Below are 20,746 nucleotides of genomic sequence, written 5' to 3' on the forward strand. Positions count from 1 at the left end.
CGATGCGTGGAGCTGCCCGTGGGAACGTGCAACCGCGCATGGCCGCGCGCCTTCCCACGTGTTAGGAGGGGCCCCTTGTTAACAGACGGGTGTTAACAGGGGGCCCCTGCTTGCACCTCAGGCGGGTTGGACGAGTTCGATCAGCACGCCGCCGGCGTCCTTCGGGTGCACGAAGTTGACCCGGGAGTTCGACGTGCCGCGCCGGGGCGCCTCGTAGAGCAGCCGCACCCCGCGCTCGCGCAGCGCCGCGCAGGCCACGTCGATGTCCGCCACCGTGTAGGCGACCTGCTGGATGCCCGGACCGCGCTTGTCCAGGAACTTGCCGATGGTCGAGTCGGGCGAGAGCGGGGCGAGCAACTGCACCATGCCGCCGTCGGCGTCCGGCCCGACCGCCAGCATCGCCTCGCGTACGCCCTGCTCGTCGTTCGTCTCGGTGTGCACGCAGCGCATGCCGAAGGTGCGCTGGTAGAAGTCGATCGCGGCGTCCAGGTCCGCCACGGCGATCCCGACGTGGTCGATGCGGCGCAGCCCGATGTCTGTGACAAACTCGGCAGCGGGCTCGACGGAGGAGTTCTCAGCCATGGCGCTAGTCTGACCGAACAATCGTTAAGGCGTACAGGTCGGCACCCCCCTCGGAGGCAGGCATGGCTTCGGTGATCGTCAGCGGCGCGCGGACCCCGATGGGGCGCCTGCTGGGCAACCTCAAGGACCTCCCGGCAACCAGGCTCGGCGGCATCGCGATCAAGGCGGCGCTGGAGCGCGCCGGCGTGGCACCCGACCAGGTGCAGTACGTGATCATGGGGCAGGTGCTCCAGGCCGGCGCCGGGCAGATCCCGGCCCGGCAGGCCGCCGTCGAGGCCGGCATCCCGATGTCCACCCCGGCGCTGACCATCAACAAGGTCTGCCTCTCCGGCCTGGACGCGATCGCGCTGGCCGACCAGCTCATCCGGGCCGGCGAGTTCGACGTCGTGGTGGCCGGCGGGATGGAGTCGATGACGAACGCCCCGCACCTGCTGCTCGGTCAGCGCGCCGGTTACAAGTACGGCGACGTGACGATCAAGGACCACATGGCCCTCGACGGGCTCACCGACGCCTGGGACTGCTGCTCGATGGGCGAGTCCACCGAGCGGCACGGCGCGCGGCACGGCATCGGTCGCGAGGAGCAGGACGCGTTCGCCGCGGCCAGCCACCAGCGTGCCGCCGCCGCGCAGAAGAACGGCCACTTCGCCGAGGAGATCACCCCGGTGATCATCCCGCAGCGCAAGGGCGACCCGCTGGTGATCAGCGAGGACGAGGGCATCCGGCCGGACACCACCGCCGAGTCGCTGGGCAAGCTGCGCCCCGCCTTCACCAAGGACGGGACCATCACCGCCGGCAGTTCCTCGCCGATCTCCGACGGTGCCGCCGCGGTGGTCGTGATGAGCAAGGCGAAGGCGACCGAGCTGGGGCTCACCTGGCTGGCCGAGATCGGCGCGCACGGCAACGTCGCCGGGCCGGACAACTCGCTGCACTCGCAGCCGTCCAACGCCATCAACCACGCCCTGCGCAAGGGCGGCCTGGGCATCGACGACCTCGACCTCATCGAGATCAACGAGGCGTTCGCCGCGGTCGGCATCCAGTCCACCCGCGACCTCGGGATCGACGCGGACAAGGTCAACGTCAACGGCGGGGCCATCGCGCTCGGCCACCCGATCGGCATGTCCGGCGCCCGGCTGGTGCTCACGCTCGCGCTGGAGCTGAAGCGGCGGGGCGGCGGCACCGGCGCGGCGGCGCTCTGCGGCGGCGGCGGCCAGGGCGACGCGCTGATCATCCACGTGCCGTCGGGTGGCGAGTCCGACGCGTGAGTGACGTGACCGATCCGGGTGCCGGCCCGGTGCGCCGCAGCCGGGACGTACCCCTGCTGGTCGAGCGGGCCCGCGCGGGTGACCCCCGCGCAGTGGCCCGGCTGATCACCCTGGTCGAGTCCGGCGACGAGGCGTTGCCGCAGGTCGCGGCTGCGCTGGCGCCCTACGCCGGGCACGCCCAGGTGGTCGGCCTGACCGGCTCGCCGGGCGTGGGCAAGTCGACCACCACGAACGAGCTGGTCCGCGCGCTGCGGGTGCGCGGTCACCGGGTCGGCGTGCTGGCCATCGACCCGTCCAGCCCGTTCACCGGCGGGGCGATCCTCGGCGACCGGGTCCGGATGCAGGACCATGCGACCGATCCCGGGGTCTACATCCGTTCCATGTCCAGCCGGGGCCACCTCGGCGGGCTCTCCGCGGCGACGCCCCAGGCGGTGCGCGTGCTGGAGGGCGCGGGCTGCGACGTGGTGCTGGTCGAGACCGTCGGGGTCGGGCAGGCCGAGGTGGAGGTGGCCTCGCTTGCCGACACCACGCTGGTGCTGCTCGCCCCGGGCATGGGCGACGCGATCCAGGCGGTCAAGGCCGGCATCCTGGAGATCGCCGACGTCTTCGTGGTCAACAAGGCCGACCGGGACGGCGTCGACGCCACCGTGCGCGACATCCAGGGCATGATCGCGCTCGGTGAGCGCGGGCCCGGGGAGTGGCGCCCGCAGGTGGTGCGCGCGATCGCCGCCCGGGCCGAGGGCATCGACGACATCGCCGCCGCGATCGACAAGCACCGCGACTGGCTGGAGCGGCACGACGAGTTGCGCCGCCGCCGGGAGGCGCGGGCCGCCGCCGAGATCGAGGCCATCGCGCTCGGCACGCTGCGCGCCCGGATCGGCTCGCTGCGCGACGGTACGCAGCTCCCCGAGCTGGCGGCCAAGGTCGCCAAGGGTGCCCTCGACCCGTACGCCGCGGCGGACGAGTTGTTGGCCCAGCTCGGCACCTGACGACCCGACTCCATGATCGACGGTCGGGGGGTGGGGCTTGTACGCTCCCGGGGTCGGGTCGGGCGAGGGTGATGGGGAGCAGGCGTGGAGCACGAGGCTACGCAGGAGCTGTCGTTGACGCCGGACGCGACGGCGGGCGGGACGACGCACGTCGCCGACGAGGTGGTCGAGAAGATCGCGGTGGCCGCCGCGAAGTCGGTGCCCGGCGTGGCCGAGCTGGGCGGTGACGTCGCCCGTTTCTTCAACGCCGTGTTCGACCGGGTCGGGCTGGACCAGCTCGGCGACGCCCGGCGCGGCTGTTCGGCGCACGTCACCAACGGCGCGGCCGTGGTCAACCTGGTCATCGTGATCGACGGCGGTCACCCCGTCCCGCAGGTCACCGACGCGGTGCGGTCCGCGGTCACCTCGGCTGTCGAGGCGTACGGGCTGCGCGTCGACGAGATCAACATCCGGGTGGACGACGTGGCGATCGGCGATCCCGGCGCATCTGTGCGCTGACCGCGAGTGGGCGCGCGTCGCCTGCAAACTCGATGGCAGAAGTGGGTCGCCGACCCCAGCCCGGCGATGATCAACATGATGACGCCGAAGTGGCGGTATCGCGCCGGCCGGGATACCGCCACTTCGGCGTAATGCCGGACGAGTGCTCGTCGGGGAAGCCACCACTTCGGCGAACCGGCGTCGCCGGTGGCGTTCCGATCGCGTGACTCGGGTACGTGCCGCACGGATGCCGGAACACCCCGAGCGGTGGGTGGAACGGCATGGACGTCAAATGGGCGCGGAAACGTCCATGCCGTTCCACCCACCCGGCCAGAGCGCCGCGAGTGGAACGGCATGGACGTCAAACGCCCGGCCCGCCGCCGCGATTGGGTCCGCCCTGCCCTGACGAGCCGGGATGCTGGCATACGCCCTGACCCACCCGAGACACGCCGCCGCTCGGCCGCCTGCGCGGGCCGGCGGGGGAGTGGACCTCGCCCCGGCGTCGGCGGAGGGCGTGACCTGTGCGCGCACGCCGGAGCGGACTGCCGGATCGGGTCAGGCGTTCGGCGGGCGGGTCAGCTCCACCTCGTCGCCGGGTAGCAGCTCCACGTCGCCCGTCGGGCCGTGGACCTCCAGGATCGGCACGCCCTCGTCGAGCTGCAAGGTGCGGCGTTCGTTGCCGGTCGGCATCCGGGCGATGACCGAGCTGCCGGCCCCGAGTTCGACCTGCCGACGTTGCGGCGCTTCCCGGACCCGGGTGCCATGGCCGCGCCTCGTGTCGACCAGACCTTCCGACCGCAGCAGCGCGATCGCCATGCGCACGGCGTCGCGACCGATCTGATGTTCCTGTGACAGCCGCGCCTCGCTGGCCAGCGTTGATCCGGCTGGCAGCTCGCCTGACTCGATCTGCTCCCGCAGTAGGTCGGCGAGCTGCACGTAGACCGGCGTGTGCGAGCGCGGATCGATGGCCATGCCCTCAGCCTTGTGCCCTCGTGGGTATCTTGACTTCTGGCCGTAGGGCCTTGTGGCCATATGTCAACTACCGTAGTTTTCGATGCACGGCCCGTGTCGGTGATGGCGGAACAGTCACTCAGTCGAGGCGGTTGCCGACTGAGTTGCCCTGGTGCCGTGCTGCGGAGTGACGCCGCGGCGGCAGGGCGGGCGGGTCCGCCCGTGCGGGGCGGACGGGTGGACCCGCCCTTCCAGTCCTTCGACCGGGGGGCGATCGTGATGCGGGAACGGTTCGTCATTCATCTGCCCGCCGTCGCCGGTGACCTGGCCGGCGCGGTGCGTCTGGCCCGGGTGGTGGCCCGCTGGTCGGGGGTGCTCGCCTCGGCGGACCCCGGCGGGACCACCGTGTCGGCCGAGGACGCGCAGGGCGTACGCCATCGGGTCTTCTGCGACCTGCGGATGGTCGGCGGGCGGCGTTGCCTGCGCCGGGCCGACCACGACGGACCCTGCTCCCGGGTTACCGGTCGGTACGCGTCTCCTTAGCGATCGTTCAGGCCGGCGTTCTACACTCGGTGTCCGGACCAGGACCGCAGGACCCGAGGAGGAGCTCCGCGCATGGACGCTGACGAGATCGCCGCCGGCCGGGCCCGCTGGCAGGCCCGCTACGACGCCGCCCGCAAGCGCGACGCGGACTTCACCACGCTCTCCGGCCTGCCGGTCGACCCGGTGTACGGCCCGCCGGAGGGGACCGCGTACCCCGGCTTCGAGCGGATCGGCTGGCCGGGCGAGTTCCCGTACACCCGGGGGTTGCACCCGACCGGCTATCGCGGGCGGGCCTGGACCATCCGGCAGTTCGCCGGCTTCGGCAACGCCCGGCAGACCAACGAGCGCTACCGGATGATCCTCGGCGCCGGCGGCGGCGGGCTCTCCGTCGCCTTCGACATGCCGACGCTGATGGGGCGCGACTCGGACGACCCGCAGTCGCTCGGCGAGGTCGGCCACTGCGGCGTGGCGGTCGACTCGGCCGCCGACATGGAGGTCCTCTTCGACGGCATCGACCTGGCCGGCGTCACCACCTCGATGACCATCTCCGGCCCGGCCGTGCCGGTCTTCTGCATGTACCTGGTCGCCGCCGAGCGGCAGGGCGCCGACCTGTCCACGCTGGACGGCACGCTCCAGACGGACATCTTCAAGGAGTACATCGCGCAGAAGGAGTGGCTCTTCGACCCCGAGCCGCACCTGCGCCTGATCGGCGACCTGATGGAATACTGCGCCGCCGAGATCCCGCGCTACAAGCCGCTGTCGGTCTCCGGCTACCACATCCGCGAGGCCGGCTCGACCGCCGCGCAGGAGCTGGCGTACACGCTCGCCGACGGTTTCGGCTACGTCGAGCTGGGCCTGTCGCGCGGGCTGGACGTCAACGTCTTCGCCCCCGGGCTGAGCTTCTTCTTCGACTCCCACCTGGACTTCTTCGAGGAGATCGCCAAGTTCCGCGCCGCCCGCCGGATCTGGGCCCGCTGGCTTCGCGACGTCTACGGCGCCACCAGCGAGAAGGCGCAGTGGCTGCGGTTCCACACCCAGACCGCCGGGGTGTCGCTGACCGCCCAGCAGCCGGTGAACAACGTGGTCCGCACCGCGGTGGAGGCCCTCGCGGCGGTGCTCGGCGGCACCAACTCCCTGCACACCAACGCGCTGGACGAGACGCTCGCGCTGCCCACCGACTCCTCCGCCGAGATCGCCCTGCGTACCCAGCAGGTGCTGATGGAGGAGATCGGGGTGACCAACGTGGCCGACCCGCTCGGCGGCGCCTGGTACGTCGAGGCGCTCACCGACCGGATCGAGGCCGAGGCGGAGGAGATCTTCGCCCGGATCAAGCAGCTCGGCGGCGACGGACCGCACCAGATCGGCCCGATGACCTCCGGCATCCTGCGCGGCATCGAGGACGGCTGGTTCACCGGGCACATCGCCGAGTCGGCGTTCGCCTACCAGCAGGCGCTGGAGAAGGGCGACAAGAAGATCGTCGGCGTCAACTGCCACACCGGCACGGTCGCGAAGGAACTGGAGATCCTGCGTATCTCGCACGAGGTGGAGCTGGAGCAGCGCCGGGCGCTGGCCGAGCGCAAGTCGGCCCGTGACGACGCCGCGGTCACCGCCGCCGTGAAGCGGATGGCGGAGGTCAGCCGGACCGGGGAGAACATGATCCCGGCGATGCTGGACGCGGTCCGCGCCGAGGCCACCCTGGGCGAGATCTGCGACGCGCTGCGCGCCGAGTGGGGCGTCTACCGCGAGCCCGCCCGCTTCTGAGCAGGGGTGAGAGTCGCAACGTAGCCGTTGCGGCGGAGCGGAGTTCGTGGCGACACGTGCGAGACTAGACAACCATGAGCGACCCACGGATCACCTCGTCGATCTTCACCCGCGGCGCGGTCGACCTCAGCGCGCTGCGCACCCCCGCACCGGCCGATTCCCCTCCCACCACACCGTCGCAGGGCGGCCCGCCCGCCGGGCTGCCGGGCAGTCCCGCCGGCTCGGCCGCCGTGATCGACGTGACCGAGGCGAACATCCAGTCCGAGGTGCTCGAACGCTCGCTCAGCACACCGGTCGTGGTCTTCTTCGGCGCCGCCGGCTACCCGGAGAGCGACCAGTTCGTCCCGGTGCTGGAGCGGCTGGCCGCCGAGGGCGCCGGCGCGTGGCTGCTGGCCCGGGTCGACGTGCAGCAGCAGCCACGGCTCGCGCAGATGTTCCAGCTCCAGGCAGTGCCCACCACCTACGCCATCGTGGGCGGCCGTCCGGTCGACGCCTTTCCGGGCCCGCTGCCCGAGTCGGAGCTGCGCAAGTGGCTCCAGGCCGTGCTCAAGGCCGCCGGGGTCACCGTGGCCGAGCCGGAGGACCCGCGCCTCGACGCGGCCGACGACGCGCTGATGAACGGCGACCTCGACGCGGCCGAGGCGGAATACCGCAAGATCCTGGCCGAGTCCCCGGCCGACGCGGCGGCGGAGGCCGGCCTGGCGCAGGTCGGCCTGGCCCGCCGGGTCACCGGCGCGGACCCGCAGGGCGCGCTCGACGCCGCGGCGGCGGCCCCCGACGACGTGGACGCCCAGTTGCTGGCCGCGGACATCGAGGTGCTCAGCGGCCTGGCCGAGCAGGCCTACCAGCGGCTGGTCGGCGTGGTGCGCCGGACCGCCGGCGAGGAACGGGACAAGGTACGCCAGCACCTGATCGGTCTGTTCACCATCGCCGGCCCGGACGACCCCGCCGTGGCGTCCGCCCGACGCGCCCTGGCCAGCGCATTGTTCTGAACCGACGCACGCCCGCGCGGGCCGGCGCACCGCCGGCCCGCCCGACCACCGAGGACGGGAGCCCATGATGCGCCGGATCGCCGTCCTCGACGCGCCGACGAACCTCGGCCTGCGCCCGCCCACGGCCAGCTCCGTCCCCGGCTGCGCCAAGGCGCCCGGCGCCCTGCGCGACCACGGGCTGCTGGCCCGGCTGCGCGCCCGCGACGCCGGCTGCCTCACCCCGCCCCGGTACGATCCCGGCGACTGGCGGCCCGGTGACGGCGTCTGCCACGCGCCGGAGATCTCCGCCTACTCGGCGGCCCTGGCCGACCGGATCGGCGCGATCATCGACCGGGGCGAGTTTCCGCTGGTGCTCGGCGGGGACTGTTCGGTGCTGCTCGGCTCGGCGCTGGCCATGCACCGGCTCGGCGAGGCGGTCGGCGGGCGGATCGGGCTGGTCTTCGTGGACGGGCACTCCGACTTCCGGCACCCCGGCAACGCGTCCTACGTCGGCGCGGCGGCGGGGGAGGACCTGGCGCTGGTCACCGGCCGGGGGCAACCCGACCTGGCGGCGATCGAGGGGCGCCGCCCCTACTTCCGGGACATCGACGTGGTGGTGCTCGGCATCCGCGCGCAGGACGAGTACCGGCTCGACCTCCAGGCGGCCGGCATCACCACCCGGCCGGTGCCGGCGCTGCGCGCCGAGGGGGCGGCCCGCACCGCCCAGTGGGCGCACGAGCAACTCGTCGACTGCGCCGGCTACTGGGTGCACATCGACGTCGACGTGCTCGACCCGGCGGTGATGCCCGCCGTCGACGCGCCCGATCCGGGTGGCATCGCCTTCGCCGAGCTGGAGATCCTGCTCGCCGGGCTGGTGGACACCCCGCACTGCCTCGGCGTCGAGCTGACCGTGTTCGACCCCGACTACGACCCGGACGGGGCGTACGCGGCGGAGATCGTGAACACGGTGGTGGCGGGGCTCGCCCCGGTCGTCGCCCCTGGTGCTTCGCCGCCCCGGCTGCTGCCGTCGGCCCCGACGCCCCGCGCCGGCGACGGCCGCCGGGCGCAACGCGCGACGGCGACGGTGCCCGTGCCCGCCGGCGCGGCGGACCCGATCGGTCCCCCGGCTAACCCGGCCGGACCGGCCGACGGCATGGCGGCGGCCGAGGAGTCATGGTCGGCGGAGCCCGGCGCGGAGGACTCCCGGCCGCCGGTCGGCCCCGGGCTGCTCCGCCGCGTCGCGGTGCCCGACGCGGGCGTGCCGCCGTCCCCGGCCGGCGACGAGACCGCCTGAGCGTCGGGGAAGGCTAGGCGAACAACACGAGCGGCCGGTCGGCGTCGCGGACGCCGACGAAGCAGGCCGCGGTCACCCGCGAGCCCTCGGCCACCCGGCGTACGCCGTGCACCCGCGCGGCGTCGAACATCAGCAGATCCCCCTGGCCCGGCTCGCAGGACCAGTGCGGCTCGCCGAGTTGCTCACGGTCGAGGCCGTAGTCGGCCCGACGCTGCCGGTCGTAGGTGTCCTCGTCCGACCACAGCGACCAGAAGTCGACCTGTCCGCCGCTGCCGCGCGGCGGCACCTCCAGGTAGACGTTGGTGCCGATCCGGCGGCGCAGACCGTGCGCCGCGAGCAGTGGGATCGCGCGCTGGTCGATGTGCGGGTTGGCGTGTCCGCCGGCCGGCCAGCGACGGATGATGCCGGGCAGCATCAGCCGGCCCTCGTGCCGGGCCACGGTGGCCCCGGCCGGCCACATCTCGTCCAGCCGCAGCCGCAACTCGTCGAGGGGGGAGAGCCGGCCCGCGAAGATCCCCTCCCGGATCAGGGCGAGCGTGTCGGTGGCCGTCTCCAGATAGCGCCGCTCGTGGGCGGCGGACTCGGCCGCCTCGCCGATCGAGGTGCCGATGCTCTGGAAGTCGCCGGTCAGCGTGTAGCGCGAGCGCTCGCACGCCTCCACCAGCCGCGGCAGCACGGCCCGGCAGGCGGGCGGCGGGTGGAAGCCTCGCACCCAGACGGCATCCAGCGTCCCCTCGGCGAGTTGGGCCAGCGTGACCGCGTTCAGCTCCTCGGCGTGCTTCTCGGTCAGACCGAGATCTCGCCGTGCCAGACGGTGACCGCCCGGCCGCCGAGCCGCATCCGGTCCCCCCGGCGGCCCAGCCGCAGCGTTCCGCCGCGCGGCGAGAGTTGCTCGGCGATCAGGTCGTCGCGGCCCAGCCGCCCCGCCCACCAACTCCCGATGGTGCAGTGGGCGGAGCCGGTCACCGGGTCCTCCGGGACGCCGACCGCGGGATAGAAGCACCGGCTGACGATCCGGTCCCGGGACGGGTCGTGGGCGGTGAGGATGACCCCGCGGACCGGGATCGAGGCGAGCGCGGCCAGGTCGGGTCGGGCGGCCCTGACGTCGTCCGGCCCGGCGACCTCGACGAGCAGGTCGGAGACGCCGCGGGCGACCGTGACGGCGGTGACCTCGGCGCCGAGGGCGGCGCGGAGCACGTCGGGCGGGTCGATCGGGTCGGGCGGGTCCGCCGGGAAGTCCATCTCGATCCAACCCTCCGGGGAGACCGAGCAGGTCAGGTCGCCGCTGCGGGTGCGGAACCGGGTGTGCCCACCGAGCACGTGGGCGGTGGCGAGCGTGGCGTGCCCGCACAGGTCCACCTCGACCGTCGGGGTGAACCACCGCAGGTGCCACCAGCCGTTCTCCGCGGGTAACGCGAATGCCGTCTCCGAATGGCGCATCTCGCTCGCCACGGACTGCATCCACGTGTCGTCCCGCTTGTCGTCGAGAATGACGACGCCCGCCGGATTGCCGCGGAACGGCTCGTCGGTGAACGCGTCGACGACGAACAGCCGGCTGCCGTTCGCGCTCATGCCCGATCGGCCGGCACGGGTGCGGTGACGACCGTCGGGGTCCGGCCGCTGAAGTAGAGCTGGGGGTCGACCTCCAGCGCGACCTCGTACGCCTTGGCCATGTCGCGGGCGATCTGCCGGAGCGCGTCGGCCGGTGACGAGGGGGTCGCCGGGTGCCCTCGGTGGGTGCCGAGCGGTTCCGCCACGGGTTGGTCGTCGACAGACATTCGCGCCCCCTGCGTCGAGCGTCGTCCTGCAAAGACTGGTACGCCGCGGTCGCGCGGACAACCGCCATTCGGAGGATGCCACGAGTTCGATGGGCGACATTGCCTCCGGGGTGACGGAAATCCGTCTAACCGAAGACCTGTCAGGTCCGGTAATTCGCCCGGCCCGGCTGGCGGGGCGGCGCGTACGGGACCAGTCGGGCGAGCGTGTCGCGGGTGGCGATCGTGTCCGGATGCCGTTCACCGACCACCCGTTCGCGGTCGTCGAGCAGATCGGTGAGCACCGCGCGGGCCGCGTCGACGTCCCTCCTCGCGATCAGCACCTGGGCGAGCGTCCACCGCAGCAGCAGCACCTCGGGCCGGACCAGCTCGTCCGCCCGCAGGCCGGTCAGGGCCGCCCGGAGCTGCTCCTCCGCCTCGTCGAACCGGGCCAGGTCGAACAGGCAGCGGGCCAGGCTGTGCCGGACCAGGAGGATCTCCGGCTCCTCCGGCGCCCAGTGGCGGAGCCGGATCGCGAGCTTTCTCCGCAGCGTCACGGGCGGTGGTGGCGGGGTGTGACGGTCCCGCCGGTGGGACCGGGTGCCGGTCGACGACAGCCCCGTTCCGGTGACACTGGGTAACGATCGACCGGCCGTGGTGACCCGGCCGCGCCGATCACTCGGCGTGATGGCCCCGATGCCCGCTCAGCGGGCCAGGCCGCGCAGGAAACGTTCGGCGATCGGCACCGCGCTCGTCGTGCTGGAGCCGCCCTGCTCGACGAAGACGGCGAAGGCCACGTCGCCCTGCCAGCCCACGAACCAGGCGTGGGTGTGCGCCGGGTTGTTGTCATATTCGGCCGTGCCGGTCTTGCCGTGCACCGGAGCGCCGGGCACGTCCGCGAGCGCCACACCGGTGCCCCCGGTGACCACCTGGCGCATCATGCTCTTCAGGGCCGCCACGGACTCCGGCCCGAGCTGCGGGCCGGCCGGCGCGGGCTTCGCCGGCGCCGGGTCGAGCAGCAGCTCGGGCTGCTCGAAACGGCCCCGGGCCACTGCGGCGGTGGCACCGGCCATCGCCAGCGGGCTGACCACCGTGGTGCCCTGGCCGATCGCGGCGGCGGCCTGCTCGGTCAGCCCGCCGTTCGCGGAGACCTTGCCGGTGAACACATCCACGCCGAGATCCCAGTCGGCCTCCAGCCCGAGCGTACGGCCGGCCCGGGCGAGCCCGTCCGGGCCGAGCTTCGCAGCCAGCGCGGCGAAGGCGGTGTTGCAGGACGTGGCGAAGTCGGTGGCGAACGGCACCGCGCCCAGCTCGAAGTCGTCCGAGTTCTTGAACCGGCGGCCGTCGACCTCGACGGTCTTCGGGCAGTCGACGGTGGTCTGCGGGGTCACCGCGCCCCGGTCGAGCAGGGCGAGCGCGCTCACCATCTTGAACGTCGAGCCCGGCGGCACCTGGGCGGTGAAGGCGAGGTTCTCGCCGGCCGCCCCGGGGGCGTTCGCCGCCGCCAGCACCGCGCCGTCCCCGACCCGCACGGCGACCAGTGCGGCGCGCCGCTTCTCACCCCGCAAGGCCGCGTCGGCGGCGTTCTGGGTGGCCACGTCCAGCGTGGTCCGCACCGGCTGCCCGGCCTTCGGGTCGCTGCGGAACAACTCGATCCCGGTGGGCTCGGTGGCGCCTTCGGCGGCTGGCCGCTCGGTGATCACGGTGACTCCCGGGGTGCCACGCAGCCGTTCGTCGTAGCGGCCCTGGAGGCCGCCGTGGCCGACCAGATCACCCCGGGCGTACCGGTCGGGGTGGGCCTGGAGATCGTCGGCCTGGGCCGGGTCGACCGAGCCGAGCAGCGCCCGGGCGAACTCCCGGGTCGGGGCGAGCATGAGCCGGTCGGTGGGGAACCGGGTGCCGGGCAGATCGTAGATGCGCGGTTTGATCTGCCGGTATGCCTCGTCGCGCAGCGTCACCACCTCGACGAGTGCGCCCGGGTCCGCCTTCCTCAGACGCTCGGGCAGGTCGCTGAGGTCGACCGGCGGGTCGAGCGCGGGCCGGATCGCCCGGAACGCGGCGTCGAGCCGTCGCGCCAGGCCCGGAGCGTCGGTGACCTCCGCCGGCGCCACCTGCACCCGGACCACCGGGCGGGGCGCGACGATCGGGTCGCCGGCGGCGTCCAGGACCCCGGCCCGGGTCGCCACCTCCCGGCGCAGGGCGAGACGGTCGTCGGCCTCCAGCTTCTCGTGCACCAGGCTCGGCTCCCAGATCACCTGCCACTCGTCGCCGCCGCCCCGCAACCGGACCGGGTTCTCGTAGGCCCAGCGGGCGCCGCCGGGCAGCGGCCAGGTCACCCGCACCCGGGCGGTGGCGATGTCACCGGCGACCTTGACCTCGCCGGTGCGCGCCAGCTCCGGCGGGGTGGCGGCCAGCTCACCGGAGAGCGCCCGGAGCCGCTTCGTCACCTCGGCGGCCGGCACCCGCCCGCCGGTCGGCTCGGTGAAACCGACCGCTTGCAGGTCACCCGAACGCCAACCGCGCAGGAAGGCGTCGACGGTCCGCTCCGGCCCGTCCTCGCCCGAGCACCCGGTCACCGCGCCGGCGGTCAGCAGCACGGCGGTGAGCGCCGCGATCAGCCGCCGACGGGATTGACGGCGGGGGCGAAGCGGGTACGACATGGGCATGAACGGGTCCCTCCGGTGCATGGCTGACCTGCACGCTAATACGGCGCGTGGCTCCCCACCGCCCCGCCACCGAACGCGGTGCGGTGAGAAGTGCCGTCCGGGGGTGTGATGAACATCGCCAGCCGGGGTACTCGGCGACCGGCCGACCACGCACCCGCAACAGGTGAAAGGGCACAGTCCCGATCCGGACGTCCGGCCAGTGGTCCGCCGACCGAGGGGCACAACGGCAGGGCCTAGGCTGGGCGGCAGAGTGACCCACAACGCGGTGGGTCGAGGGGAGTGGCACCGATGGACCGGCGTCCGGCGATCAAACCGGGACCCGACCTCCGGCAGGCTGACACCAGCCGGGACGATGACAGCTTCGATTCGGCGACCGACGGGGACGGTTACGGCCGTCTCGACACAGGAGTGACCGGGATGACCGGTTCCAGCATCGACACCCTCTACGATCTCGGTCTGCCCACGCAGTCGTTGGCCGACGAGTCCGAGGACGCCGAGCTGGACGAGCCGGTGCCCAACGCGGAGCGGCTGGTCGCCCAGGCGGTCGCGCTGGCCGGCGACGACCACGACGCGGCAACGCTGGTGGACCGCTTCTGGCGGTTCGCGCCGGACGAGGAGCTGATCGGCTTCACCGCCGAGGAGATGCTGGAGGCGGCCCGGGCGCACCGCGACCTGGCCCAGCAGCGGGTGCCGGGCGAGCTGAAGCTGCGGATCCACGAGCCGGACGCCGAGCAGCACCACACCGTCGTGGAGATCGTCACCGACGACATGCCGTTCCTGGTCGACTCGGTCACCGCGCTGCTGAACTCCCGTCACCTCGACGTGCACCTGCTGGTGCACCCGCTGGTGGTGGTCCGGCGCGAGCCGCTGGGCCGGCTCACCGAGGTGTCCGCCGACGTGGAACCGGACGACGCGATCGCCGGTGACCTGGTCGAGAGCTGGATGCGGATCGAGATCGACCCGGTCCGCGACCCGGCCGAGCGGGACACCGTGCGGCGTGAGTTGCAGCGGGTGCTGACCGACGTGCGGGAAGCGGTCGAGGACTGGCCCAAGATGCGGCAGCGGGCGTTGGCGCTCGCCGACGAGCTGGCCGCCGCGCGCACCTCGGGCAACCGCCCTCCGGTGCCGGAGAAGGACATCACGGACTCGGTGGAGCTGCTGCGGTGGCTCGCGCACGACCACTTCACGTTCCTCGGCTACCGGGAGTACCGCCTGGTCGACACCGACGGGGCGGACGACGGGCAGGCCCTCGAAGCGGTCCTCGGCACCGGGCTGGGCATCCTGCGGTCCGACTCGCCGGAGGCCCGGTCGCTGAACTCGATGACGCCCGAGGCGCACGAACGGGTGCTGGAGAAGCGCCTGCTGATCATCACCAAGGCCAACTCCCGGGCCACCGTGCACCGGTCGGCCTATCTCGACTACCTCGGGTTCAAGATCTTCAACGAGGCCGGCGAGGTGGTCGGGGAGCGGCGCTTCCTGGGCCTGTTCTCCACCGCCGCCTACCGGACCAGCGTGCAGGAGCTGCCGGTGGTCCGCCGCAAGGTCGCCGAGGTGCTGGACCGCTCCGGCCTGAGCCTGCGCAGCCACTCCGGCAAGGACCTGCTGCAGATCCTGGAGACCTACCCGCGCGACGAGCTGTTCCAGATCAAGACCGACGACCTCTACCACGCGGTGATCGGCGTGCTGCGGATGGCCGGTCGCCGGCAGCTGCGGGTGTTCCTGCGCCGGGACGCGTACGGGCGGTTCATCTCCTGCCTGATCTACCTGCCCCGGGACCGGTTCACCACCCAGAACCGGCTGCGCATGCAGGACATCCTGCTGCGCGAGCTGAACGGCGTCGGGGTCGACTACACCACCCGTGTCACCGAGTCGATGCTGGCCCGGGTGCACTTCATCGTCCGCACCGACCCGAACAACCCGCCCGGCGAGATCGACGCCGACCTGCTCGCCGAGGAACTGGCCGACGCCACCCGGCTGTGGGACGACGACTACCGGCTGGTGCTGGAGCGCAAGCTCGGCGACGAGCAGGCCAAGCACCTGTTCAGCCGCTACGCCGACGCGTTCCCGGAGGGCTACAAGGACGGGCACACGCCGTACGAGGCGATGAAGGACCTGGCGAAGCTGGAGCTGCTGGAGGAGCCCGGCCAGCTGGAGATGCACCTGTTCCGCAAGCAGTTGGCGCCCCGCCCGCACGCCGGCCGGGCGGCCGACGCCGACGAGACGATGGACGTGCGGTTCAAGGTCTACCGGTACGGCGAGCCGATGATGCTCTCCGCCGTGCTGCCGGTGCTGCACTCGCTCGGCGTGAAGGTGGTCGACGAGCACCCGTACGAGGTGGAGCGCGTCGACGGCCGGATCTGGCTCTACGACTTCGGTCTGGAGCTGCCCGAGCGGCACCAGGACCTGGCCGAGGTGCGCCCGCACGTGGAGAACGCCTTCGCCGCCGCCTGGCGCGGCGAGGCCGAGGTGGACGGCTTCAACGAGCTGGTGCTGCGCACCGGGCTCACCTGGCGTCAGGTGGTGGTGCTGCGGGCGTACGCGAAGTACCTGCGGCAGGCCGGCACCGTGTTCTCCCAGGAGTACATGGAGCAGACGTTCATCGCGTACCCGCGCATCGCCGGGTTGCTGGTGCGGCTCTTCGAGACCCGCTTCGCGCCCGGGGCGACCACGCTGGACGAGCGCCGGCAGCGCAGCGGCGAACTGGTCGAGGCGATCGGCGAGGCGCTGGACGAGGTGGCCAGCCTCGACCAGGACCGGATCCTGCGTGCCTACCTCACGCTGATCCAGGCCACCCTGCGCACCAGCTTCTACCAGCGGCCGGTGGGCGGTAGGCCCAAGCCGTACGTGGCGTTCAAGCTGGACCCGCAGGCGATCCCGGACCTGCCGGCCCCGCGGCCCAAGTTCGAGATCTTCGTCTACTCGCCCCGGTTCGAGGGCGTGCACCTGCGGTTCGGGCCGGTGGCCCGGGGCGGCCTGCGCTGGTCCGACCGGCGCGAGGACTTCCGCACCGAGGTGCTGGGCCTGGTCAAGGCGCAGATGGTGAAGAACGCGGTGATCGTGCCGGTCGGCGCCAAGGGCGGCTTCGTGCTGAAGCAGAAGCCGGGCGACCGGGACGAGGCGGTAATCTGCTACAAGGAGTTCATCTCCGCGCTGCTCGACGTCACCGACAACATCGTCAGCGGTGAGATCGTGCCGCCCGACGACGTGGTCCGGCACGACGCCGACGACCCCTACCTGGTGGTGGCGGCCGACAAGGGCACCGCCACGTTCTCCGACATCGCCAACGAGATCTCCACCGCGCACGACTTCTGGCTGGGCGACGCGTTCGCCTCCGGCGGCTCGGCCGGCTACGACCACAAGAAGATGGGCATCACCGCCCGGGGCGCGTGGGAGTCGGTGAAGCGGCACTTCCGGGAGCTGGGGCACGACACCCAGACCCAGGACTTCACAGTGGTCGGCGTGGGCGACATGTCCGGTGACGTGTTCGGCAACGGCATGCTGCTGTCGGAGCACATCCGGCTGGTGGCCGCCTTCGACCACCGGCACATCTTCCTGGACCCGGATCCGGACGCGGCCACCTCGTACGCCGAGCGCAAGCGGCTGTTCGACCGGCCCCGGTCCTCGTGGGAGGACTACGATCCCGAGCTGATCTCGGCCGGCGGCGGCATCTTCCCGCGTACCGCGAAGTCGGTGCCGATCACGCCGCAGGTGCGCGCGGTGCTCGGCCTCGACGACGCCGTCACGCAGCTCAGCCCGCAGGAGCTGATGAAGGCGATCGTCACCGCGCCGGTGGACCTGTTCTGGAACGGTGGCATCGGCACCTATGTCAAGGCGTCGACGCAGACCAACGCCGAGGTCGGGGACAAGTCCAACGACGCCATCCGGGTCGACGGCAGGAGCCTGCGCTGCCGGGTGGTCGGCGAGGGCGGCAACCTGGGCTTCACCCAGCAGGGCCGGATCGAGTACGCGGTGGGCGGTGGTCGCATCTACACCGACTTCATCGACAACGCGGCCGGGGTGGACTGCTCCGACCACGAGGTGAACATCAAGATCCTGCTCAACACGGCGGTCGCGGACGGGGAACTGGACCGGCCCGAGCGTGACGAGCTGCTGGCCCGGATGACCGACGAGATCGCCGAGCTGGTGCTGCGGGACAACTACGACCAGGCCCGGGCGCTGAACAACGCCCAGGCCCAGGCCGCCTCGCTGCTCCCGGTGCACCGACGGATGATCAACGAGCTGGAGCGGTCCGGCGCGCTGGACCGGGCGCTGGAGGCGCTCCCGCCGGACGAGGAACTGGCGGTACGCGCCGAGAGCGGGCTGACCGCGCCGGAGTTCGCGGTGCTGCTCGCGTACGTCAAGATCGTGCTGGAGCGGGAGATCGTCAGCGAGGGGCTGGCGGACGAGGAGTGGACGACCGACGTCCTGGTCAACTACTTCCCGACGCCGCTGCGGCAGCGCTTCGCCGACCGGATGGGCCGGCATCGGCTGCGCCGGGACATCGTCACCACGGTGCTTGTCAACGAGGCGATCAACCGGGGCGGCATCTCGTTCGTGTTCCGGGTGGTCGAGGAGACGGCCGCCTCCGCGGCGGACGTGCTGCGGGCGTACGTGGTGGTCCGCGAGGTGTTCGACCTGGGCGGCCTGTGGAACGCGGTGGAGGCGCTGGACAACAAGGTCTCACCCGAGTTGCAGACCGCCGTCTACCTGGACACCAGGCGGCTGCTCGACCGCGCGGTGCGCTGGCTGGTCACCAACCGGCGTTCGCCGATCGACGTGCCGGCCGAGATCGCCCGGCTGCGCGACGGCGTGGCCCGCCTGATGCCCGACCTGGAGCACCTCTTCTGGGGCACCGAGCGGGCGGCGATCGCGGCGCACATCGAGTCGCTCGTCGGCCGGGGGCTGCCGCGGGAGCTGGCGGTGCAGGCGACCCGTCTGATGTACAGCTTCGGCCTGCTCGACATCGTCGAGACGGCGCAGACGACCGGGCGGGAGGTGAGCGAGGTGGCCTCGGTCTACTTCGTGCTCTCCGACCGGTTCCGGGTGGACGCGCTGCTGTCGAAGATCTCGCTGCTGCCGCGGGAGGACCGCTGGCAGACGCTGGCCCGGATGGCGCTGCGCTACGACCTCTACGCCGCGCTGGCCGCGCTCACCGCGGAGGTGCTCAGCTCCACCCCGGAGGACCTTCCGCCGGTGGAGCGGGTGCAGGAGTGGGAGCAGGCGAACGCGACGTCGATCCACCGGGCGCACCGGGCGATGGGGGAGTTCGACGAGTCCCGCGCCGACCTGTCCGCCCTGTCGGTGCTGCTGCGCCAGATCCGCACCCTGGTCCGCACCTCCGCCGCCACCTGACGACCGCCGCCCGCGTCCCACCCACCCACCCACCCACCCGCCCGCCTCGCTGATTCACGGAAAGGGTGCCCATCGCGCGTCGAATGGGCACTCTTTCCGTGAACGAGGCGGCAGGTGGTGGGGTGGGGTCAGGCGGTCATTCGGGCGTAGACGACTATGTTGTTGAGGTAGCTGCCGGCGGCGGGGTCGAACGTTCCGCCGCAGGTGACGACCCGCAGGCCGGGCACGCCGGACGGGCCGTAGACCTGCTCGGCGGGGAAGGCCGTCTTCGGGTACGACCGGACCTCGTCCACGGTGAAGGTGGCGGTCGAGCCGTCCTGCCGGGAGATGGCGATGGTGTCGCCCCGCACCAGCGCGCCCAGGTTGAAGAAGACCGCCGGACCGAGCTTGGCGGAGTCGACGTGTCCGACCACCACCGCGTTGCCGACCTCACCCGGGCTGGCGCCCGGGGCGTACCAGCCCGCCTTCATCGCCTGGTCCAGCGGGGGCACCTGCACCGTGCCGTCCGGGTTGGTGCCGAGCGGCATGATCTCGGCGCGTACCCCGATCCGGGGAATGACGACGGCGGTGGGCACCGATCGGGGCAGACCGGCCCGCGCACCGCGGGCGCCCAGCGGTGCGCCGGCCGTTGCCGGCGGGGTGGCTCCGGCCCGGGGTGCCGTCGGCGCCGGCCCCCGCGGGGCTCCGGACGGTGCCGGAGCCGCGGGTGTCGGGGGACCTCCCGCTCCGGCCGGGGTCGCCGGTCCGGGCGGCCCCGCCGGTGCCGGAGCGGTCGGCGAGGTCCAGTCCCACGGCGCGGCGGTCTCGACGTCCGCGTCGGGCACACCGGCCGGGTCGGTCGGGCCGGCCTGCGCGATCGGCTGTGGCGGGTTGGGCGGCGGGACGGTGTGGACGGACGCGCCGATCAGACCGGAGCCCACCATGGCGAGCAGGACGACGAGCGCCGCGCCGGCGGCACGCCACGGTCTCCCGTGACGGCCGCCGGCCCGGTTCGTCGTCCGGTCAGGCCAGGTCACCGGCGCGCCGCCGGCGCAGCAGCACCAGCCCGCCCAACGTAGCGGCGCCGATCATGCCGGCGCCCCCGGTGGCGAGACCCCGGTCCAGACCGGTGGTGGCCATGCCGCCGTCGCCGCCGTCGACCCCGCCCCGGGGCAGGACCACGAGCTCGCCCTCGCCGCAGGAGCCCTGCAACTCGTACCGGCCCGGGTGGGCGTCCCAGGCGACGCGGGCCTCGCCGTAGTAGACGAAGTCCTTCCCGTGCTCCCAGCCGGTCTCGTCACCGCCGGGGCCGTACTGGTCGCCGCCCTGCCACCCGGCCCCGTGCGCGTCCGGGCCGTGCGCGTCCCTGGCGTCCGGGCCGTGCCCGTCCTTGCCGTCCTTGCCGTGCGCGTCGTTGGCCCAGTCGGAGGCGTCCCAGCCCGGCTCGGCGGCCTGGCCGTACTCCTCGGGAACCTGCCGGTCCGGGCCCTGGGCGACGGGGTCGGCGGCCGTGCCGGCACCCCTGCCGCCCGGCTGGGGCGCGTCGGCCGGCGGCTGCGGCATCCCCGCCTCGCCCGGCCCGTGCCCCTCCCCGCCCTCGGGGTCCTCTCTGCCGTCGGGGCCCTTGCCGTGGCCGTCCTTGCCGTCGGGGCCCTTGCCGTGCTCGTCCTTGCCGTCCGGGCCCTGGTCCGCGTCCTGCGCCCAGTCGCCGCCCCGGTCGGCCCAGTCGCCGCCGTCGGCCCAGTCACCGTGTTCGCCGTCGCGGGCCGGGTGCAGCTCGACCTTGCCGGTCACCTTCGACCAGACGTAGGCGTGCTCCTGAGCCTCGGAGCAGATCTGGAGCAGTTCGACGGTGTCGCCCGCCTTGACCACGTGCGGCTTGGCGATGACCTTGCCCTCGTCGTCGTGCCCGCCCGCGTAGGCCATCCCCGGCGTGAACGCGAGAAGGCCCGCACCGCCGAGAGCGGCGCCCGCGACGACCTTCCCGAGCATCTTCTTAGCCATGAGCAGCGTCACTCCATCCCTGTTCGTCCTGAGCCCGACGTCAGTCGAGCTACCGCCGACGTTAGACCTTTTCATGACTTATTTAGGGAAAGATTCGTTTTTTGGGGTTTGCCGATGATGCGGCTTTCCTGCGTGTGGAGCGCCGTCGCGGGCCGTCTGTG

The 20,746-nt window shown here is 72.8% G+C and carries 17 protein-coding genes; 8 read left to right on the top strand and 9 right to left on the bottom strand.

Features of this window, described 5'->3' with window-relative positions:
• Positions 1–117 precede the first annotated feature (117 nt).
• Positions 118–582 carry a methylmalonyl-CoA epimerase gene (gene mce / locus AB0H28_RS17130; protein ID WP_358040436.1) on the bottom strand — a complete coding sequence of 155 codons (465 nt, stop codon included), beginning with the start codon at positions 580–582 and terminating at the stop codon, positions 118–120.
• Positions 583–644: 62 nt separating this feature from the next.
• Here mce and AB0H28_RS17135 point away from each other — a divergent pair, with 62 nt between their 5' ends.
• The 3 genes from AB0H28_RS17135 to AB0H28_RS17145 all read left to right on the top strand — a co-directional run bounded on the left by AB0H28_RS17135 (position 645) and on the right by AB0H28_RS17145 (position 3,331).
• Positions 645–1,844 (top strand): acetyl-CoA C-acetyltransferase, encoded by a 1,200-nt coding sequence (locus tag AB0H28_RS17135; protein WP_358040439.1) that lies wholly within the window; start codon positions 645–647, stop codon positions 1,842–1,844.
• A complete protein-coding gene (gene meaB / locus AB0H28_RS17140) occupies positions 1,841–2,833 on the top strand; it encodes a methylmalonyl Co-A mutase-associated GTPase MeaB (protein ID WP_358040442.1) in 993 nt (330 codons plus the stop codon). The genes AB0H28_RS17135 and meaB overlap by 4 nt, the downstream gene beginning before the upstream one ends.
• Positions 2,834–2,917: 84 nt before the next feature.
• Positions 2,918–3,331 carry an Asp23/Gls24 family envelope stress response protein gene (locus AB0H28_RS17145; RefSeq protein WP_358040445.1) on the top strand — a complete coding sequence of 138 codons (414 nt, stop codon included), beginning with the start codon at positions 2,918–2,920 and terminating at the stop codon, positions 3,329–3,331.
• A gap of 534 nt (positions 3,332–3,865) precedes the next feature.
• Here AB0H28_RS17145 and AB0H28_RS17150 read toward each other — a convergent pair.
• A complete protein-coding gene (locus AB0H28_RS17150) occupies positions 3,866–4,282 on the bottom strand; it encodes a winged helix-turn-helix domain-containing protein (protein ID WP_358040449.1) in 417 nt (138 codons plus the stop codon).
• A 258-nt stretch (positions 4,283–4,540) separates the two neighbouring features.
• Here AB0H28_RS17150 and AB0H28_RS17155 point away from each other — a divergent pair, with 258 nt between their 5' ends.
• The 4 genes from AB0H28_RS17155 to AB0H28_RS17170 all read left to right on the top strand — a co-directional run bounded on the left by AB0H28_RS17155 (position 4,541) and on the right by AB0H28_RS17170 (position 8,830).
• Positions 4,541–4,804: a hypothetical protein gene (locus tag AB0H28_RS17155; RefSeq protein ID WP_358040853.1), complete on the top strand. Its 264-nt coding sequence runs from the start codon at positions 4,541–4,543 to the stop codon at positions 4,802–4,804.
• A 72-nt stretch (positions 4,805–4,876) separates the two neighbouring features.
• Positions 4,877–6,565 (top strand): methylmalonyl-CoA mutase family protein, encoded by a 1,689-nt coding sequence (locus tag AB0H28_RS17160; protein ID WP_358040452.1) that lies wholly within the window; start codon positions 4,877–4,879, stop codon positions 6,563–6,565.
• A gap of 74 nt (positions 6,566–6,639) precedes the next feature.
• Positions 6,640–7,557: a tetratricopeptide repeat protein gene (locus tag AB0H28_RS17165; RefSeq protein ID WP_358040455.1), complete on the top strand. Its 918-nt coding sequence runs from the start codon at positions 6,640–6,642 to the stop codon at positions 7,555–7,557.
• Between the two features lie 64 nt (positions 7,558–7,621).
• Positions 7,622–8,830 (top strand): arginase family protein, encoded by a 1,209-nt coding sequence (locus AB0H28_RS17170; protein WP_358040458.1) that lies wholly within the window; start codon positions 7,622–7,624, stop codon positions 8,828–8,830.
• A 13-nt stretch (positions 8,831–8,843) separates the two neighbouring features.
• On the opposite strand, the gene AB0H28_RS17175 is transcribed toward AB0H28_RS17170, so the two are convergent.
• The 5 genes from AB0H28_RS17175 to AB0H28_RS17195 form a co-directional block, all read right to left on the bottom strand.
• The gene (locus AB0H28_RS17175) at positions 8,844–9,542 is read right to left on the bottom strand and encodes a 2OG-Fe(II) oxygenase (protein WP_358040461.1); all 699 of its coding nucleotides are present in this window, start codon (positions 9,540–9,542) and stop codon (positions 8,844–8,846) included.
• A gap of 74 nt (positions 9,543–9,616) precedes the next feature.
• Entirely contained in the window at positions 9,617–10,402 is a 786-nt protein-coding gene (locus tag AB0H28_RS17180) for a PhzF family phenazine biosynthesis protein (RefSeq protein ID WP_358040464.1), read from the bottom strand.
• Positions 10,399–10,608, bottom strand: coding sequence for a hypothetical protein (locus tag AB0H28_RS17185; RefSeq protein ID WP_358040467.1), 210 nt, complete (start codon positions 10,606–10,608; stop codon positions 10,399–10,401). The genes AB0H28_RS17180 and AB0H28_RS17185 overlap by 4 nt, the downstream gene beginning before the upstream one ends.
• Before the next feature lie 140 nt (positions 10,609–10,748).
• Positions 10,749–11,141 carry a tetratricopeptide repeat protein gene (locus tag AB0H28_RS17190; RefSeq protein ID WP_358040470.1) on the bottom strand — a complete coding sequence of 131 codons (393 nt, stop codon included), beginning with the start codon at positions 11,139–11,141 and terminating at the stop codon, positions 10,749–10,751.
• Between the two features lie 147 nt (positions 11,142–11,288).
• Positions 11,289–13,250, bottom strand: coding sequence for a penicillin-binding transpeptidase domain-containing protein (locus AB0H28_RS17195; protein ID WP_358040473.1), 1,962 nt, complete (start codon positions 13,248–13,250; stop codon positions 11,289–11,291).
• Between the two features lie 288 nt (positions 13,251–13,538).
• Between AB0H28_RS17195 and AB0H28_RS17200 the strand changes: the two genes are divergently transcribed.
• Positions 13,539–18,602, top strand: a complete 5,064-nt coding sequence (locus AB0H28_RS17200; RefSeq protein ID WP_358040476.1) for an NAD-glutamate dehydrogenase — start codon at positions 13,539–13,541, stop codon at positions 18,600–18,602.
• A 128-nt stretch (positions 18,603–18,730) separates the two neighbouring features.
• Here the strand turns inward: AB0H28_RS17200 and AB0H28_RS17205 are convergent, their stop codons facing one another.
• On the bottom strand, positions 18,731–19,618 hold the full coding sequence (locus AB0H28_RS17205) for a class F sortase (RefSeq protein WP_358040479.1): 888 nt from the start codon (positions 19,616–19,618) through the stop codon (positions 18,731–18,733).
• On the bottom strand, positions 19,605–20,585 hold the full coding sequence (locus AB0H28_RS17210) for a hypothetical protein (protein ID WP_358040482.1): 981 nt from the start codon (positions 20,583–20,585) through the stop codon (positions 19,605–19,607). The genes AB0H28_RS17205 and AB0H28_RS17210 overlap by 14 nt, the downstream gene beginning before the upstream one ends.
• Positions 20,586–20,746: the final 161 nt, after the last annotated feature.

The sequence above is a fragment of the Micromonospora sp. NPDC050980 genome, assembly GCF_040653835.1.
Taxonomy (GTDB): Bacteria; Actinomycetota; Actinomycetes; order Mycobacteriales; family Micromonosporaceae; genus Micromonospora.